This is a genomic window from Streptomyces sp. NPDC093149, assembly GCF_044754145.1.
In the GTDB taxonomy this organism is placed as follows: domain Bacteria; phylum Actinomycetota; class Actinomycetes; order Streptomycetales; family Streptomycetaceae; genus Streptomyces.
In genome coordinates, this window is the sequence record NZ_JBIVON010000025.1 from 1 (window position 1) to 16,170 (window position 16,170).

General features: G+C 71.8%; 19 protein-coding genes and 2 pseudogenes. 12 read left to right on the top strand and 9 right to left on the bottom strand.

The window, feature by feature from the left end; all coding sequences use genetic code 11:
- Positions 1 to 81: pseudogene (locus tag ACIQCZ_RS37480) on the bottom strand (electron transfer flavoprotein subunit beta); the annotation flags it as partial.
- 145 nt (positions 82 to 226) lie between these two features.
- Here ACIQCZ_RS37480 and ACIQCZ_RS37485 point away from each other — a divergent pair.
- The 4 genes from ACIQCZ_RS37485 (at position 227) to ACIQCZ_RS37500 (ending at position 4,544) form a co-directional block, all read left to right on the top strand.
- A complete protein-coding gene (locus ACIQCZ_RS37485) occupies positions 227 to 898 on the top strand; it encodes a TetR family transcriptional regulator (RefSeq protein WP_402289921.1) in 672 nt (223 codons plus the stop codon).
- Positions 899 to 1,018: 120 nt separating this feature from the next.
- Positions 1,019 to 1,402: a Zn-ribbon domain-containing OB-fold protein gene (locus ACIQCZ_RS37490; protein WP_402289811.1), complete on the top strand. Its 384-nt coding sequence runs from the start codon at positions 1,019 to 1,021 to the stop codon at positions 1,400 to 1,402.
- A gap of 355 nt (positions 1,403 to 1,757) precedes the next feature.
- On the top strand, positions 1,758 to 3,635 hold the full coding sequence (locus tag ACIQCZ_RS37495) for a gamma-glutamyltransferase family protein (protein ID WP_402289814.1): 1,878 nt from the start codon (positions 1,758 to 1,760) through the stop codon (positions 3,633 to 3,635).
- Positions 3,636 to 3,698: 63 nt separating this feature from the next.
- A complete protein-coding gene (locus ACIQCZ_RS37500; RefSeq protein WP_402289817.1) occupies positions 3,699 to 4,544 on the top strand; it encodes an inositol monophosphatase family protein in 846 nt (281 codons plus the stop codon).
- A gap of 107 nt (positions 4,545 to 4,651) precedes the next feature.
- Here ACIQCZ_RS37500 and ACIQCZ_RS37505 read toward each other — a convergent pair.
- Positions 4,652 to 5,048: pseudogene (locus tag ACIQCZ_RS37505) on the bottom strand (VOC family protein).
- A gap of 173 nt (positions 5,049 to 5,221) precedes the next feature.
- Here ACIQCZ_RS37505 and ACIQCZ_RS37510 point away from each other — a divergent pair.
- Both ACIQCZ_RS37510 and ACIQCZ_RS37515 read left to right on the top strand, forming a co-directional pair.
- On the top strand, positions 5,222 to 6,637 hold the full coding sequence (locus ACIQCZ_RS37510) for a phytoene desaturase family protein (protein WP_402289820.1): 1,416 nt from the start codon (positions 5,222 to 5,224) through the stop codon (positions 6,635 to 6,637).
- Between the two features lie 149 nt (positions 6,638 to 6,786).
- The gene (locus tag ACIQCZ_RS37515; protein WP_402289822.1) at positions 6,787 to 8,082 is read left to right on the top strand and encodes a hypothetical protein; all 1,296 of its coding nucleotides are present in this window, start codon (positions 6,787 to 6,789) and stop codon (positions 8,080 to 8,082) included.
- Between the two features lie 102 nt (positions 8,083 to 8,184).
- On the opposite strand, the gene rpsR is transcribed toward ACIQCZ_RS37515, so the two are convergent.
- From rpsR to rpmG, 4 genes are all read right to left on the bottom strand, one after another.
- On the bottom strand, positions 8,185 to 8,421 hold the full coding sequence (rpsR, locus tag ACIQCZ_RS37520) for a 30S ribosomal protein S18 (protein WP_361449986.1): 237 nt from the start codon (positions 8,419 to 8,421) through the stop codon (positions 8,185 to 8,187).
- A gap of 65 nt (positions 8,422 to 8,486) precedes the next feature.
- On the bottom strand, positions 8,487 to 9,641 hold the full coding sequence (locus tag ACIQCZ_RS37525; RefSeq protein WP_402289824.1) for a CobW family GTP-binding protein: 1,155 nt from the start codon (positions 9,639 to 9,641) through the stop codon (positions 8,487 to 8,489).
- Entirely contained in the window at positions 9,641 to 9,895 is a 255-nt protein-coding gene (locus ACIQCZ_RS37530) for a type B 50S ribosomal protein L31 (protein ID WP_402289826.1), read from the bottom strand. The genes ACIQCZ_RS37525 and ACIQCZ_RS37530 overlap by 1 nt, the downstream gene beginning before the upstream one ends.
- 32 nt (positions 9,896 to 9,927) lie before the next feature.
- Positions 9,928 to 10,092 carry a 50S ribosomal protein L33 gene (rpmG, locus tag ACIQCZ_RS37535; protein ID WP_402289828.1) on the bottom strand — a complete coding sequence of 55 codons (165 nt, stop codon included), beginning with the start codon at positions 10,090 to 10,092 and terminating at the stop codon, positions 9,928 to 9,930.
- A 67-nt stretch (positions 10,093 to 10,159) separates the two neighbouring features.
- Here rpmG and rpmB point away from each other — a divergent pair, with 67 nt between their 5' ends.
- Positions 10,160 to 10,396, top strand: coding sequence for a 50S ribosomal protein L28 (gene rpmB / locus ACIQCZ_RS37540; RefSeq protein ID WP_402289830.1), 237 nt, complete (start codon positions 10,160 to 10,162; stop codon positions 10,394 to 10,396).
- The gene (rpsN, locus tag ACIQCZ_RS37545; protein ID WP_383723096.1) at positions 10,396 to 10,701 is read left to right on the top strand and encodes a 30S ribosomal protein S14; all 306 of its coding nucleotides are present in this window, start codon (positions 10,396 to 10,398) and stop codon (positions 10,699 to 10,701) included. The genes rpmB and rpsN overlap by 1 nt, the downstream gene beginning before the upstream one ends.
- A 465-nt stretch (positions 10,702 to 11,166) precedes the next feature.
- Here rpsN and rpmF read toward each other — a convergent pair whose 3' ends face one another.
- Positions 11,167 to 11,337, bottom strand: coding sequence for a 50S ribosomal protein L32 (gene rpmF, locus ACIQCZ_RS37550; protein ID WP_402289833.1), 171 nt, complete (start codon positions 11,335 to 11,337; stop codon positions 11,167 to 11,169).
- A 44-nt stretch (positions 11,338 to 11,381) separates the two neighbouring features.
- Between rpmF and ACIQCZ_RS37555 the strand changes: the two genes are divergently transcribed.
- The 3 genes from ACIQCZ_RS37555 to ACIQCZ_RS37565 are packed head-to-tail and all read left to right on the top strand — an operon-like array spanning position 11,382 to position 13,787.
- Positions 11,382 to 11,720: a hypothetical protein gene (locus ACIQCZ_RS37555; protein ID WP_402289834.1), complete on the top strand. Its 339-nt coding sequence runs from the start codon at positions 11,382 to 11,384 to the stop codon at positions 11,718 to 11,720.
- 49 nt (positions 11,721 to 11,769) lie between these two features.
- Positions 11,770 to 13,242, top strand: coding sequence for an AlkA N-terminal domain-containing protein (locus tag ACIQCZ_RS37560; RefSeq protein WP_402289837.1), 1,473 nt, complete (start codon positions 11,770 to 11,772; stop codon positions 13,240 to 13,242).
- Positions 13,243 to 13,262: 20 nt separating this feature from the next.
- A complete protein-coding gene (locus tag ACIQCZ_RS37565; protein ID WP_402289840.1) occupies positions 13,263 to 13,787 on the top strand; it encodes a methylated-DNA--[protein]-cysteine S-methyltransferase in 525 nt (174 codons plus the stop codon).
- Positions 13,788 to 13,978: 191 nt separating this feature from the next.
- On the opposite strand, the gene ACIQCZ_RS37570 is transcribed toward ACIQCZ_RS37565, so the two are convergent.
- On the bottom strand, positions 13,979 to 14,563 hold the full coding sequence (locus tag ACIQCZ_RS37570) for a TMEM165/GDT1 family protein (RefSeq protein ID WP_402289841.1): 585 nt from the start codon (positions 14,561 to 14,563) through the stop codon (positions 13,979 to 13,981).
- A gap of 335 nt (positions 14,564 to 14,898) precedes the next feature.
- Here ACIQCZ_RS37570 and ACIQCZ_RS37575 point away from each other — a divergent pair, with 335 nt between their 5' ends.
- A complete protein-coding gene (locus ACIQCZ_RS37575; RefSeq protein WP_402289843.1) occupies positions 14,899 to 15,303 on the top strand; it encodes a (2Fe-2S) ferredoxin domain-containing protein in 405 nt (134 codons plus the stop codon).
- 97 nt (positions 15,304 to 15,400) lie between these two features.
- Here the strand turns inward: ACIQCZ_RS37575 and ACIQCZ_RS37580 are convergent, their stop codons facing one another.
- Positions 15,401 to 16,165 carry an SIR2 family NAD-dependent protein deacylase gene (locus ACIQCZ_RS37580; RefSeq protein ID WP_402289845.1) on the bottom strand — a complete coding sequence of 255 codons (765 nt, stop codon included), beginning with the start codon at positions 16,163 to 16,165 and terminating at the stop codon, positions 15,401 to 15,403.
- Between the last annotated feature and the right edge of the window lie 5 nt (positions 16,166 to 16,170).

Genomic DNA, 16,170 nt, shown 5'->3' on the forward strand with positions numbered 1-16,170 from the left:
CACCGTCAGATCATCGGCGAAATGCCGGTCACCCGTGGCGTCGGGCACGTACTTCACACAGACAACGATCCTCAAGCTCACGCCGGCTCTCCTACCTGGGTGTGGGTCGTAGGGACGACCATATGGCACTCAGTACCCTCTGTAAAGGAACCTGGTGCCAAAAAGGGCTCTCCGGTGCTACGTTCCCCGCATGACTGACGCACGCAGACCACCGAAGAAGGCCCCCATGCGGGAGGTGCTCGCCGAGGCGGCCTTCGCACTCTTCCTGGAGCGGGGTTTCGAACAGACCACGGTGGACGACATCGTGGCGCGGGCCGGGGTCGGGCGCCGGTCGTTCTTCCGGTACTTCCCCTCCAAGGAGGACGCGGTCTTCCCGGATCACGAACGCTGCCTCGCCGACATGACCGCGTTCCTCGCGACGGTCGGTGACATGGATCCGGTCGACGCGGTGTGCGACGCGGCCCGGCTCGTGCTGCGGATGTACTCCGCCAACCCGGAGTTCTCCGTCCAGCGCTACCGGCTCACCCGGGAGGTGCCCGGACTGCGCACGTACGAGCTGTCCGTGGTGCGCCGGTACGAGCAGACGCTGGCCGGTCATCTCCGCGGCCGGTACGGCGAGTCGGGGGACGGTGCGCTGCGGGCCGAGGTGATAGCCGCCTCCGTGGTCGCCGCACACAACAACGGGCTGCGGACCTGGCTGCGTTCGGGCGGCGAGGGGGACGCCGAGGCCGCGGTCGACCATGCCCTCGCACTGGTGCGCCAGGTGTGGGGGAGTGCGGCCGCCGCGGGCGCGTCCATGCCGTCGTCCGAAGGCGACGTGGTGGTCATGGTTGCCGCGAAGGGCGCTCCGATGTGGCGCGTCGTGCAGCAGGTCGAGGCCGCCATCGGTCAGGTGTGATGCCCGGCGCACCATGTTCTGGCACTGAGTGCCTTTACGTATCGACACTCAGTGCCCTATGGTGCGGACGCGCCGACGCGCAGCCGCGGCGCATCCGAGCCGAGCGCAGGGGGTCGAAACATGTCCCAGTCATCAAGTGGCACCGTGCAGACGGTGCATGAGAAGGCCGGCCTGAACTACCACCGCTGCCGCTGGTGCGGCACGGCCTCCTTCCGGAGGCTGCTGTGTCCGGTGTGCGCGTCAAGTGATCTGAAGCCCGAACACAGCGCCGGGCTGGGCGTCGTGGTGAGGTCCGGTGTCGTGCACCGCTACACGGAGGCGGCGCGCAACGAGTCCCTCGTCCGGCTCCCCGAGGGCTTTGTGTTCCGCTGCAGAGTCGTCGGCGCCGCACCGCATCTGGTGTCGGTCGGCGCGCAAGTGCGCCCGGTCGCCGGCGATGATCCGGAGGCGGGAGAGGTCGTCTTCGAGCTCTGCGAACCGCCCCGGTGCGACGACTGGTTCTGAGCCGCCGTAACGGCCTGGTGCACGACAGAGAGTGGATCAGGCCGTAGGTCCGGCCTGCGGGGCACCGCGGCCATGAACTGCGACGGCGCCGACGTCCGTCGTCGCGCGGGTGCCCCGAACAGCCGCTTTCCGGTGGGCCGTTGTCCGCTCTCCACCGACCGGTGCCGCGCGGAGGTGCCGGACCTGCGTGAACTGCGCGGCAGCCGACAGGTTTCCCGTCATCTCGTCGAGGACGACGGCACCGCCCCCGGCGCGGCCGGCCGATGCCCGTACATTCGTTGCGGGCCGGCCCCGGCCCGGGACCCCTTCGAACCGAACTCCAGAACCTCGCACGCCGCAGCAAGGAGCCGCACCCGTGTTCACCACCCGGCCCACTCTCCAGGGCACGTTCGGCATGGTGTCCTCGACCCACTGGCTCGCCTCGCAGTCCGCGATGGCTGTCCTGGAGGACGGCGGCAACGCGTTCGACGCCGCCGTCGCCGCCGGGTTCGTCCTGCATGTCGTCGAACCCCACCTCAACGGGCCGGCCGGTGAGGTGCCGATGATCCTGGCGCCGAAGGACGGCGAGGTGCAGGTGCTGTGCGGCCAGGGTCCGGCCCCGGCCGGCGCCACCGTCGCGCACTACCGCTCCCTCGGCCTCGACCTGGTCCCCGGCACCGGACCGCTCGCCGCGGCCGTGCCGGGCGCCTTCGACGCCTGGATGCTGCTGCTGCGCGACCACGGCACCAAGTCCGTCGCCGAGGTGCTGCGCTACGCGATCGGGTACGCCGAGGACGGCCACGCCCCCGTCGAGCGGGTCGGTCAGACCGTCGAGACCGTACGCGAACTCTTCGAGACCGAGTGGCGGTCCTCCGCCGACGTGTACCTGCCCGGTGGCAGGTCGCCGCAGCCGGGCGAACTGTTCCGCAACCCCGCACTCGCCGCCACCTGGCGCCGGCTGATCGCCGAGGCGGAGGACGCCGGCGGCGAGGACCGCATCGCCCGGATCGACGCCGCGCGCAAGATCTGGAGCGAGGGCTTCATCGCCGAGGCCCTGGTCCGCCAGGCCGCCCGCCCCACCATGGACACCAGCGGCTCCCGCCACACCGGCACCCTCACCGCCGGCGACCTGGCCGACTGGTCCGCGTCCTATGAGGCACCCGCCACGTACGACTGGAACGGCTGGACGCTCGCCAAGGCGGGCGGCTGGAGCCAGGGCCCCGCCTTCCTCCAGCAGCTCGCGCTGCTCCCCGCCGAGCTGCCGCGGTACGGCTCCGCCGAATACGTCCACCTGCTCATCGAGGGCTGCAAGCTCGCGATGGCCGACCGCGAGGCCTGGTACGGCGACGCGGCCGACGTACCCCTCGACACGCTGCTCTCCGAGCCCTACAACGCCGAACGCCGTGCCCTCATCACCGACCGGGCCTCGCACGAACTGCGGCCCGGCAGTCCGGACGGCCGCACCCCCGTCCTCAGCGGACACGCCCGTTCCGCCGCCGTCGGCGCAGCCGGTTTCGACGCCCTGGGCATCCCGACTGCGGGCGTCGGTGAACCGACGGTGGCGAGGAACGGTTCCGGGGCAGGGGAGCCGACCGCGACGGAGACCCGCGCCGGAATCGGGGAGCCGACCGTCGACGCCGACGGTACGACCCGTGGCGACACCTGCCATGTCGACGTGGTCGACCGCTGGGGCAACATGGTCTCCGCCACCCCCAGCGGCGGCTGGCTGCAGTCCAACCCCGTCGTGCCGGAGCTCGGCTTCCCGCTCGGCACCCGCCTCCAGATGGCCTGGCTCGACGAGGGCCTGCCGAACTCCCTCACCCCCGGACGGCGCCCCCGCACCACCCTCACCCCGTCCCTCGCCCTGCGCGACGGTGTCCCGGTCATGGCGTTCGGCACCCCCGGCGGCGACCAGCAGGACCAGTGGCAGGTCCACTTCTTCCTGGCGGTCGCCCTGCGCGCCGAGGTCCGCGGCGGCCTCGACCTCCAAGGCGCCGTCGACGCCCCGAACTGGCACAACGACAGCTTCCCCGGCTCCTTCTTCCCGCGCGGGATGCGGCCCGGCAGCGTCACCGTCGAGGAGCGCACGGACCCGGAGGTCGTCGCGGAGCTGCGTCGCCGCGGCCACGACGTCACCGTGGGCGACCCCTGGTCCGAGGGCCGGATGTGTGCCGTGGCCCGCGACCCCGGGACGGGAGTGCTCTCCGCGGCCGCGAACCCGCGCGGCATGCAGGGGTACGCCGTCGGACGCTGACCGGTCACCTTCCCGCAATGACCAGGTCATCGGCGTCTCGGGGGGCCGTGGTTAGCTGGGGTCGTGATCGATGACCTTCTCGCTGAGAACACCTGGGACGCCGGACGCCGGACCGAGGTCGAGGCCGCGGTCCGCGCAGCGGCCGCCGCCGAGATCATGCCGCGCTACCGGCAGCTGGCCGCGCACGAGATCGTCGAGAAGAGCGGCCCGCACGACCTCGTCACCACCGCCGACCGCCTTGCCGAGGAACACCTCACCATGTCCCTGACCCGGCTCCTGCCCGGCTCGGTGGTCGTCGGCGAGGAGGCGGTCCACGCGGATCCGAAGGTGTACGACGCCCTGGGCGGCGACGCACCGGTGTGGATCGTCGACCCCGTCGACGGCACCCGCCAGTTCGTCCGGGGCGAACCGGGCTTCTGCACGCTGGTCGCCCTCGCCCACCGTGGCGAACTCCTCGCCTCCTGGACGTACGCGGCGGCGCTCGACGACATGGCGGTCGCGATCCGCGGCCGGGGCGCCACGCTCAACGGCAAGCCGATCCGTTCCGGCTCACCCGAGCCCGGCGCCGTTCTGCGCGTGGCCATGTCGCACCCCGACTACACCACGGATGAGCAGAAGCGTTCCCTGCTCGGCCTGGGCGCCGAGGGCGTCGACGCCCGCCCCTGCGGCTCGGCCGGTCTCGAATACCTCGCCGTCGCGCGCGGCGACCAGGACGCGGTCGCCTTCACCTGGGAGTACGCCTGGGACCATGCGGCGGGGCTGCTCCTGGTCACCGAGGCAGGCGGCGCCCAGGCCACGCTCTCCGGCGCCCCGTTCCGCATATCCGGCGATAACGCCATGCCGTTCACGGCGGCCCGTGACGCGGCGACCGCGGAACGCATCCTTCAGGTGCTGGGCGGCGAAGCCTGACCGGAGCTCGGCTCGACCGGGACACCGTCCGGCGGGTGCGCAGCCCGACCGGCGCGACGCCCGGTCGTCTCACGGCCATCCAGCGGGACTGAGGGTCAGGGGTACGGTCACACCGCGCCGTTGCCGTGCCTGACCAGGCAGAACGGATGCCCCGCCGGGTCCGCGTAGATCCGCCACGGCCGCCCCCGACCCGGCGCCGTCGTCGAGGACCGTCGCTCCCGCCGCCACGACCCGGGTCTGCGCCGCGTCCAGATCCGGGACACCGAAGTCCAGATGGAACTGCTGGGGGTGTGCCGGGTCCGGCCATCGAGGCGGCCGGTGGTCCGCCACCCGCTGGAAGGCGAGGACCGGCCCGGCAGCCGTGTGGAGCGTCGCCCACCCGTCACCCACCGCCCACCGCGCGTCCGGCCGATCGACCTCTCCGCCGAGCAGGTGGTGATAGAACCCGGCGAGGCGTACGGGATCGGGGCAGTCGAGCACCACGCACTGCAGTTCGGCGATCATGGCCGGACCCCCGGGTCCTGTTCGCGCGACGCGCGGTGCGGGCGGAGCGGACGGCAGGGCGGCGAGGAAGGGGCCGGTGTGTTCATCGCGCGGCGACCCTACCCGCGACGTCGCTGTCGGTGCCTCGGAATATCCTGGGTGTCCTGGCCGTCGGCTGACGAAGGAGTCCGAAGGTGCCGTCGATGCTTGATGCCGTCGTCGTGGGGGCGGGGCCCAACGGACTGACCGCCGCGGCCGAACTGGCCCGCCGTGGCTTCGCCGTGGAGGTCTTCGAAGCGGCCGGGACGGTCGGGGGCGGTGCCCGCACCGAAGAGCTCACCCTCCCCGGCTTCCGTCACGACCCCTGTTCCGCGGTCCACCCGCTGGGCATCGGCTCACCCGCGTTCGCCGCGATGCCGCTCGCCCGCCACGGCCTGGAATGGCTGCACCCCGAGCTGGCGCTCGCCCACCCCTTTCCGGACGGCTCGGCCGCCGTGCTCACCGGGTCGGTGGGGGAGAGCGCCATGTCGCTGGGCGCCCAGGACGCGGGGGCCTACCGCAGGCTCGTCGCCCCGTTCCTCGGCCACTGGGACACTCTCGCCGAGGACTTCCTGCGCACTCCGTGGGACGGACTGCCCCGTGACCCGTACCGCTGGGTGCGCTTCGGTCTCGACGCGCTCCAGCCCGCGACGCTGCTCGCCCGCCGCTTCCGCGGCGCGAAGGCACGCGGCCTGGTCGCCGGGCTCGCCGCCCATGCCATAGCCCCCGTCAGCGGCGTGGCCACCGGAGGGATCGCCCTGCTGTTCGCCCTCGCCGCGCACGAGAAGGGCTGGCCGGTGCCGCGCGGCGGGTCGCAGGCCATCTCCGACGCCCTCGCCTCGTACATACGCGAACAGGGCGGCGCGATCCGAACCGGTACGGAGGTCAAGCGCCTCGACGAGCTCCCGCCCGCCCGCGCCTACGTGTTCGACACCTCGCCGACGGCACTCGCCCGTATCGCGGGGCTGGGCAACGCCTATCGCGGCTACCGGTACGGCGCGTCCTGTTTCAAGATCGACTACGCGCTCTCGGGCCCCGTCCCCTGGACCGCGGAGGAGGCCCGCCGTGCCGGAACGGTCCACGTCGGCCCCACGGCCGGTGAGATCGACGCCGCGCTGAGCGCCGCGGTGGCCGGCCGCGACCCCAGTGTCCCGTTCCTGATCACCGCTCAGCCCAGCCTCGTCGATCCGTCCCGCGCGCCCGAGGGCCGTCATGTCTTCTGGGCCTACGGACATGTCCCGGCAGGCTGGGAAGGCGATGCCACCGACGTCATCGAGCGGCAACTGGAGCGCTTCGCCCCCGGCTTCCGCGACCTGGTGCTCGCCCGAGCGGTCGCGGGGCCGCCCCAACTGGCCCTGCGCAACGCCAATTACGTCGGCGGCGACATCGCGTGCGGAGCGTTCGCCGGGCTGCAGACGGTGATCCGGCCGAAGCTCGCACGCGTGCCGTACGCGACCGCGCACCCGGCGGTGTTCCTGTGCTCCTCGGCCACTCCGCCCGGCCCGGGGGTGCACGGCATGTCCGGCCATCATGCGGCGAAGGCGGTCTGGAGGCGCCTGCGGGCGGCCTGAGCGTCGCAGGGCCCGGGCCTTCACAACTCCGGGGCCGCCGTCCGGGGTTCCCCCGGGACCGACGTCGCCCGCCGCACACCGGGGGAGCGGGACCGTCAGTGGTGCTCTTTTCAAGGGGTGTCCCGTACTCCCCGGTGGAGGAGGAAGTGATGGTGCGCAGACCGGTCGACGGCGAGGTGCATGTGCACTACGGCCAGATCTACGTCGAGAGCGCCCCGGACGGTTTCGGCCCCGGCCTCGACGAGGCGTTCGCCGGCCAGACGGCGGGACTGTGCGGCGCCGCCATACCCGGCGCGCTGTGGCTGACCACCGGGCTGCACACGGGCAACGTCGGCTTCACCGTCGAAGTGCACGACCGGGTCCCGCCGCTGGATCCGCCGTGGGAGGACGTCGTGGAGGTGTCCTTCCGCCCGCTCTCGGCGGACAGCGCGCTCATGGAGTGGGCGGGCGAGGACACCTGGGAGCTGGATCTGGAGATGACCGACTACCGGGTGCGGTACTGCGCCCAGGGGATGGACCGGGCATTTCAGCAGGACACCAGGCTGGACGAGGAACCACAGGTGGACCGGTACCTCCTGCAGTTCTGGCCCGCCCCGCCCGAAGCGGACCGCGTACTGCGGCAGAGCGCGGAGATCGCCGCCTACTGGCACGAACACGCCCGTCGGCAGCCACCGCCCGCCACGCCTGCCGAACGTGCCGAAACCGAGTGTTCGGCCGCTCTCGCGCAGGAACGGGCCGACCGGGAACGGGAGCTCGCATTCGAGCAGTGGGAGTGGGGCGGCAGACTCCCCGGCCAGGCCCTGCGCGAGGTCGGCGGCAACGTCCGCGGCCTGCTGGAGTTCGACGCCGACCTGGTACACGCGATCGATGCCGCGGGCCCCGGAACCCAGCGCGCGGTGGCTCTGCTCGCGGCCCGTCGCGCATGCGAGGCGGCTGGTCTCACCCGCCTCGACTGGATCACCGCGGCGCTCACCGCCCTCGCCGAAGGCCGCCCTCTGCCGGCTCCCTTCGACGATCCGGAACGCGTGTGGCAGACGCTGGAGTCCGATCCGCGGGTTCCGAACGGGACGGTCGGCCGGGCCGTTCCACCCGAAAGGCCTCCCTTCCAGCCGCCCGCGACCCCGGGCGCGTCCACGCCGGAATCGCAGCAGGCGTCCCATGCGGTGACGGGCCCCGCAACCACGGCGATGTGGTCGGCAGAACCGCTGGGGACGTCGAACCCTCCCGGCCCTGGATCCCGCACCCTGAAGGTCACTGTCGGCGCACCCGACCCGTCCCTGCGGATGTCGCAGCCGCACATGGCCGTTCCCGCGCTGCTCGGTGCCGCCGAAGCCGATCCGCTCCGCGCGGCTCTGGACGCGGTCTTCGCAGCCGTGGTCACGTACGGCGAGGACTGTCCGGCGCTCCTTCAGGACATCTGGTCCGTGTGCGCCGGATCTACGTGACCGTCACCGGCGTGATGTCTTCTTGCCCGGGGGCGAGTCCGTCGGACGCCGCGTGCGTCCGACGGGCGGGGAAGGCCCGCCGGCCGTACGCGGCGCGCGTGGTCACCGGTGGGCGTAGGGCAGCAGGGCCATCTCGCGGGCGTTCCTGATCGCCCGTGCGAGCTGCCGCTGCTGCTGGGCGGTCACCCGGGTCACGCGACGGCTGCGGATCTTGCCTCGGTCCGAGATGAACTTCCGCAGCAGGTCGGTGTCCTTGTAGTCGATGTAGGTGATCCCGGCCGTGTCCAGCGGATTGGGGCGGGACTTCAGCGGCTTGTGCGGGTCGGTGCGTCGTGCCATGTGCGTTCCTTGGGGATCGATCGGCGAGGGGAGCGGCCGAAGAGCCGCTCGCAGCTGAAAGGTGGTCAGGAGACCGGGTCGAGGATCGAGTCGAAGGGGGCCGGAAGCCGCTTCCAGGCCTCGGGTCCCGCGGCGTATTCGGTGTCGGTGAGCAGACAGGATTCGAGGAGTCGGGTCAGCCCGTCGCGGTCGAGGCCCGGGGAGGTGAAGACGAGGTGCTGGCAGCGGTCGCCGTGCTCGGGGTCCCAGTCGAGCGAGGCCGCCGCCCTGCGCATCGGGGGCACCAGGTCCCAGGCCGCGTCCGGCAGGGAGGCCAGCCACGGTCCGGCGTTCTCCACACAGAGCGCACCACCGGCGGCGTCCCAGGCCAGCAAGGTGTCGGGACGGTCGGCGAGCCAGAACCGGCCACGGCTGCGTGCGGCCGCGCAGCACAGATCCTCCAGCGCCTGGTAGAGCCGTTCGGGGTGGAAGGGACGGCGGCGACGCCAGACGAGCGTGGCGACCCCGGCCTCGTCCGCCTCCTGCGGCAACAGGGCGCAGGCGGGGTGCTGGGCCGCGGCCGCCGTCTCCACGTCGAAGCCGGCGAAGGCCAGTCGGCCGAGTTCGCCCGAACCGGCGGGCACCTGGAGCGCGGTGGGGTGGAGCTGGGTGAGCAGCGCGCGGTCCTGGTCGTCGGCCGCTTCGCCGTCGACGAGAGCGAGTACGGGCGCGTACTCCAGCTGTCGTGCCCAGGTGTCACCCACGGTCCGCCGGTCGGTGGTGGCGGCGGCGAGCCCCGCCTCGGCCAGATCGTCGCCGTTCCCCAGGCAGGGCAGCACGAGCGCGGGGTCGACGGCGGTGATGACATTGGTGAGTTCCAGTACGTGACCGCCGTGCGCGACGACGACCTCGGCCATCGCCCGGGGCTCCACGGAGTCCCACAGCTCGACGATCGCCAGCCCGGCCGTACCGCTGTCGGCCAGCCGCTCCAGCTCGGGGACCAGGTCCTCGCGCAGCGCACAGCAGGCGCAGTCGTCGACGAGCGGGGCGTCACCGCGGGACAGCTCGCCCGACGCGTCCCGCACGACGCGCCGCACGATGCCTTCGGCGGCGGTGGCCAGATCGTGGTGGAGGGCGACGCTGCCGGGGACGGTGCGCAGCAGTTCCTCCACGACCTCCTTGCGGGCGTCGGAGTGGAGTCCGCCCACGATCACGACGGGCAACCGGGAACGGTTCCGCATCAGTTCGCCCCGCGGCGGCCGTAGCGGCGCTCGAACCGCTCGACGCGGCCGGCGGTGTCCAGCACGCGGGCGGTACCCGTGCAGAAGGGGTGGCTCGCGGAGGAGATCTCGACATCGACGACGGGATAGGTGTTGCCGTCCTCCCACTCGACGGTCCTGTCGCTGGTCGCGGTGGAACGGGTGAGGAAGGCGGAACCGGCGGCCTTGTCGCGGAAGACGACGGGACCGTACGCGGAATGGATTTCGGGCTTCATGAGGTGTCCTTCCGGTTCGGGCGGGGGATCGGTCAGCGCTCTTCGCGGAAGTCGACGTGCTCGCGGGCGACCGGGTCGTACTTGCGCAGAACCATGCGCTCGGGATCGTTCCGACGGTTCTTGCGGGTGACGTAGTTGTAGCCGGTCCCGGCGGTGGAGCGGAGCTTGACGACCGGGCGTAGTTCGTTGCGTGCCATGGGCGCTACTATATGGCAATGATTTCCATTTCCAATACGCGGTTCGCCGTGGAGAGCAGGTGACGCCATGTCCGCCCACTGCCAACTGACCGGCGCCCGGCCGGGGTTCGGCAACAACATCTCCCACTCGCACCGGCGCACCTCGCGTCGGTTCGACCCCAACATCCAGCGCAAGAGGTACTGGTTGCCGAGTGAGGGCCGGAACATCCGGCTGACGCTCAGCGCCAAGGCGATCAGGACGATCGACGACATCGGGATCGAGGCGGCCGTCGCCCGGATCCGTGCCAGAGGGGTGAAGGTCTGATGGCCAAGAAGAGCAAGATCGCGCAGAACGAGAAGCGCAAGGTGATCGTCGAGCGGTACGCCGCCCGTCGCGCCGAGTTGAAGGAGATCGCCCGCCGCCCGTCCTCGACGGATGCCGAGCGCCGCGCCGCCGTCGACGAGCTCCGGCGTCAGCCGCGCGACGCCAGCGCGACCCGGCTGCGGAACCGGGACGGCGTGGACGGGCGGCCGCGCGGACATCTGCGGAAGTTCGGTCTCTCCCGTGTGCGCATGCGTGAGCAGGCCCATGCCGGATTCCTCCCCGGAGTCACCAAGTCCTCCTGGTGAGGCGGCCGTCGGCAGGGGCGGCCGGTCGCGATCTCCGATGGGAGAGGTGCGGCCGGCCCGTCGCCCTGCCCGTTGGAGCAGCCCTTCGTATGCCGTTCGCGGCGCCGTCCCTGCTGCGGTGGTGAGCCGTGTGAAGGTGTGACACCGCAGGGCCCTGGGGCGATGTGACATGGCGCGACTCCGACGGTGTGACATGGCGCGACTCCGACGGTGTGACATGGCACGGCATCGAAGGTGTGACATGGCACGGCCCCGGTGGCCGAATCGGCTCACCGGGGCCGTGTGTCCGTGTGTCTGTGCGGCCGTGGAGCCGGGGGCGCTGCGGCCCGTGTCGTACGTACCGGGTCGGGCGGTGCCGTGGCTGCGACCACTGCCCGACCCGGAGTTCTTTCAGGCCTGCGGTACGAGTTCGGGGTGCTCGCGCTCGTGCTCGTGCTCGCGGTCGGCCGGTCGTGCGTGAAGGGCTCAGCCCTCGGGGCGCAGCAGCCCGCGTTCGTAGGCCTTGGCCAGCCGCTGCGGTACGAGATGGGTGGCGCCGTCGACGGTGATCGGCGTCAGCTGCGCCGGCGCGGCCTTCCACTGGGCGCGGCGGTGGCGGGTGTTGCTGCGGGACATCTTCCGCTTGGGGACGGCCATGTCGGTCTCCTGGTTCGGTGGGCGGCTCCGCAAGTTACATGAAAATGGATCCCATTATCAAACTGCCTGTGTTGCGCGGCTCCGGTCCGGGCGTGGCGCAACCGTCCGGACCGGAGTCGTGGTACGGAGGTCAGCGAGCCGCGTCGAGCGGGATCGGCGAGGATCGTGCCGCCCGCCGTTCCCGCCCGCCGTTCGCCGTGTTCGCCGCGTTCGCCGTCGTGGTCGAGCACCCGCCGGCGGACAGGCGCCGCTGGTGCTCATTGATCGCCCTTGTGATCATTCTGCTCAGGAGTGATCAGTGTTCCTTCGGGTTCATCCGTATCCATTCGTGTTCGTTCGCGAGATGGCTTGAATTCGAAGACTTCCTGGCCGTGGAAGGCTGATGTCGGATTTTCGCCAGCTCGCAGGTGGCCGGTGACCGATCCTTGAACCATGCACACCGACACCGAGCGCTGCGTGCGGGCCGTCCAGTCCAAGGACGCCCGCTTCGACGGCTGGTTCTTCACGGCTGTCCTGACCACCCGTATCTACTGCCGTCCCAGCTGCCCCGTCGTACCGCCCAAGGTCGAGAACATGACCTTCTACCCCAGCGCCGCCGCCTGCCAGCAGGCCGGATTCCGGGCCTGCAAGCGCTGCCGGCCCGACACCACCCCCGGCTCCCCGGAGTGGAACGCGCGCGCCGACTCCGTCGCCCGCGCGATGCGGCTGATCCGGGACGGTGTCGTCGACCGTGAGGGCGTCCCCGGACTCGCGGCCCGGCTGGGCTACTCCGCCCGGCAGATCGAGCGCCAATTGCTCGCCGAGCTGGGCGCCGGCCCGCTCGCCCTGGCCCGCGCGCAACGCGCCCAGACCGCGCGGCTGCTCATCGAGACGACCGGGCTCCCCATGGCCGAGGTCGCCTTCGCCGCCGGGTTCTCCTCGATCCGCACCTTCAACGACACCGTCCGTGAGGTCTTCGCGCTCGCCCCGGGTGAACTGCGCAGTCGTGCCGCCAGGTCCACGACACCGTCGCCCACGCCCGGCGTGATAGCGCTGCGGCTGCCGTACCGGGCCCCGCTCAACCCCACCAACCTCTTCGGCCACCTCGCCGCGACCGCGGTCCCCGGCGTCGAGGAGTGGCGCGACGGCGCCTACCGCCGCACGCTCACCCTCGGGCACGGACACGGCATCGTCGCCCTCACCCCGCACCCCGACCACATCGGCTGCCGGCTCCTCCTCACCGATCCACGCGATCTCACCCTCGCGATCAGCCGCTGCCGCTGGCTGCTCGACCTGGACGCCGACCCGGTGGCCGTCGACGACCAACTCCGCTCCGATCCCTTGCTCGCCCCGCTGGTCGACAAGGCCCCGGGCCGACGGGTGCCGCGGACCGTCGACGGTGCGGAATTCGCCGTACGGGCGGTACTCGGCCAGCAGGTCTCGACCGCCGCCGCCCGGACCCACGCGGCCCGGCTGGTCGCCGCGCACGGCCTCCCGGTCGACGACCCGGAGGGCGGCCTCAGCCACCTCTTCCCGACGCCCGAGGCCCTCGCCGGGCTCGACCCCGAACAGCTCGCCCTGCCGCGCAGTCGCCGCACCACCCTCACCACGCTGGTCACCGCACTCGCCGACGGCGCACTGCGGCTCGGCACCGACACCGACTGGGAGGAGGCGAGGGTCGAACTGGCCGCCCTTCCCGGCTTCGGCCCCTGGACCGTCGACGTGATCGCGATGCGGGCGCTCGGCGACCCGGACGCCTTCCTTCCCACCGATCTCGGCATCCGGCGCGCCGCCGAGGAACTCGGCCTCCCGTCGACGCCCGCGGCGCTCACCGCCCGCGCGGCCGCCTGGCGGCCCTGGCGGGCCTACGCGGTCCAGTATCTTTGGACCGTGGATGATCACCCCATCAACCACCTGCCCGTATAAGCAAGTTGGGAAGTTCACCCATGACCGCGACGCATACGCGCAAGGCGACCCGGCAGCACACGGTCGTCGACAGCCCGTACGGTCCGCTCACCCTCGTCGCCACCGACGGCGTCCTCGCGGGCCTCTACATGACCGACCAGCGGCACCGCCCGCCCGAGGAGACCTTCGGCGACCCCGACCCGCGCCCCTTCACGGAGACGATCCGCCAGCTGGACGCCTACTTCGCCGGGGAACTGCGCGAGTTCGACCTCCCGCTGCACCTGGACGGCACCCCGTTCCAGCGCAGCGTATGGGCGCAGCTCCAGCTGATCCCGTACGGCGAGACCCGCTCGTACGGCGAACTGGCCGAGATCCTCGGCAAACCCGGCGCCTCGCGTGCGGTGGGCCTCGCCAACGGCAAGAACCCGGTGGGCATCATCGTCCCCTGCCACCGGGTCATCGGCGCCTCGGGCAGCCTCACCGGCTACGGCGGCGGGCTCGACCGCAAGCAGCGGCTGCTGGCCTTCGAGAACGGCACGCAGGACTCCACCCCGGCGCTCTTCTGACACCGTCGGCGCATGACACAGCCCACACCGTGCGATGCCGCCCACACCGCGTCACGCCGCCCACGCCGTGCGACGCCACCCACGACGCCCATGCCAAGAAACGCGAGAACGGGTCCGGAAACGCGAGGACGGGCTCGGAGGACCGAGCCCGTCCAAAAGCCGCTCGGGAGCGGACCGATGCGGCGATGACGTCAGCCGACGAAGATCTCCACCAGGGTCCAGATCGCCAGTCCCAGCATGCAGAGCCCGCCGATCCGCTGAACCGTCTTGAGCGGCACCCGCTTCGCGATGAACTGCCCCGCGAGCAGTGCCAGTGCCGAGACGGACATCAGGGCGGCGGCGGACCCGATGGCCGTGGACCAGGTGCCGTTGCTCGCGGCCAGGTTGGCCGTGGTGATCTGGGTGAGGTCGCCCCACTCACTGATGAAGACAGCCATGAACGCCGTCGAGTAGACCGGCCAGAAGCCGGTCACCGTCTTGGTGCCGCCCTCGTCCTCGTCATCGCCGCCGCCGTTGCGCAGCAGCATGAACGCCCCGAACGCGAAGAGGGAGGCCGAGACGAGCTTGACGATCCAGTCGGGCAGCAGTCCGATCAGGCTGCCCGCCCCGACGGCGATGGCGACGTGCACGATGAACGCGGACGACGTACCGAACCAGACGTACAGCGGACGCATGCGGGTGCCCATGGCAAGCGACGCGAACATCGTCTTGTCGGGGAGTTCCGCGAGAAAGATCAGCCCGAAGGCGGTGAGGATCGCCAGGGGGTCGAGGTGCATTCCGGGTGGCTTTCTGTGAGAGCCGGGCCCCGGGCCTTCGCGAAGCGCCACTCGGGCTTTCGGAGGACCACTCGGCCCGGCATGACGTCAGCGCCCACGGGGCGCGGGCGTGTCATACCTGACCGAAGGTCTCGCCCGCCCGTACCGTTCTACGAGCCCGGCCACCGGGAACCCGAAGGTTCCAGTGTGTCGACGACCGGTTTGCGGGGCTACTCCCCTTCGCAGCCGTCAACACTACCGCATCGGCCGACGGTGCAGTGCAGGTGTTCGATCCGGAGGCGGGATCGATACAGTCCCACGGTGATCATTCGTGCCCGCACCGGAAGTACCCCCGCATGAGCCGCCGCGCCCGCAAGGCCGTTCCCGCCCAGGGCACGCCCCGGCCCACGGTCAGTGTCTGCCGCGGCTGCTGCTGCGGCACACCGAAGATTCCGGATGTGGACCACGCCGCTCAGCTCGCCGAGCTGCGCCGCACGCTCGGCGAAAGGGCCACGGTCCGAGTCGTGCAGTGCCTGGACGCCTGTGAGCAGGCCGACGTCGTCGTCGTACAGCCCTCGGCACAGGGGCGCAGGGCGGGCGGCCGTCCCGTCTGGCTCGGCCTGGTCAACGACCAGGACGCCGTGCGGGACATCGCCGCCTGGGTCGAGGCGGGCGGCCCCGGGCTGGTGGACCCGCCCGAGATCCTCGACCTGTACACCTTCCGTCCCTCGCGCCGCGTGCAGCAGGAACTCGATCACTGAGGGCTGTCCGACGGGCGACGAGGCGGTGCCCACCACTTCGTCGTCGGTCTGCCGATGCCGTGACCGGACGGGCGTCGCCCTTCGGCCGTGTCGGCCCTCAGCCGGACGAGTCCGTTCCGCGGGGGCTCGCGCTCGTGTCCGGAGCGGCGGTCAGCCGCTTCAGCAGTGCCGGCAGCGCCGTGCCGATGGGCTCGCGGATGGTCTCGTCGGCCAGTTCGTCGTACGGCGTGGGTTCCGCGTTCACGACGATCAGCCGCGCCCCGTTGTCCACCGCGATCCCCGCCAGCGAGGCGGCGGGCTGCACCTGCAGCGTCGTACCGACCGCGATGAACACCTCGCACGCCTTGGCGATCGACATCGCCTCGCCGAGCACCACCGGATCGAGCCGCTCACCGAACATGACCGTCGCCGACTTCAGGATGCCTCCGCAGGCCGCGCACGGCGGGTCGGCCTCGCCCGCCTCGACCCGGGCCAGTGCCTCGGCCATCGGGGAGCGGGCACGGCAGCGGGTGCAGACCGTCTCGCGCGCGGTTCCGTGCAGTTCGAGGACCTTGCGGGCGGGGAGACCGGCGAGCTGATGCAGACCGTCGACGTTCTGGGTGATGACCCGCACCGGGGCGCCGGAGCGCTCCAGCTCCGCGACCGCACGGTGGGCCGCGTTCGGCTCCGCGCCCCAGGTCGCGCTGGTACGGCGCAGCTGCCAGGAGCGGCGGCGGATCTCCGGATCGGCCATGTAGAAGTCGTACGTGACGAGCTTCTCGGCCTCCGGGTCCTTGCGCCAGAGCCCGTTGGGCCCGCGGTAGTCGGGGATGCCGGAGTCCGTGGAGATGCCGGCGCCGCTCAGGATCGCGACGAGAGTCATGGAAC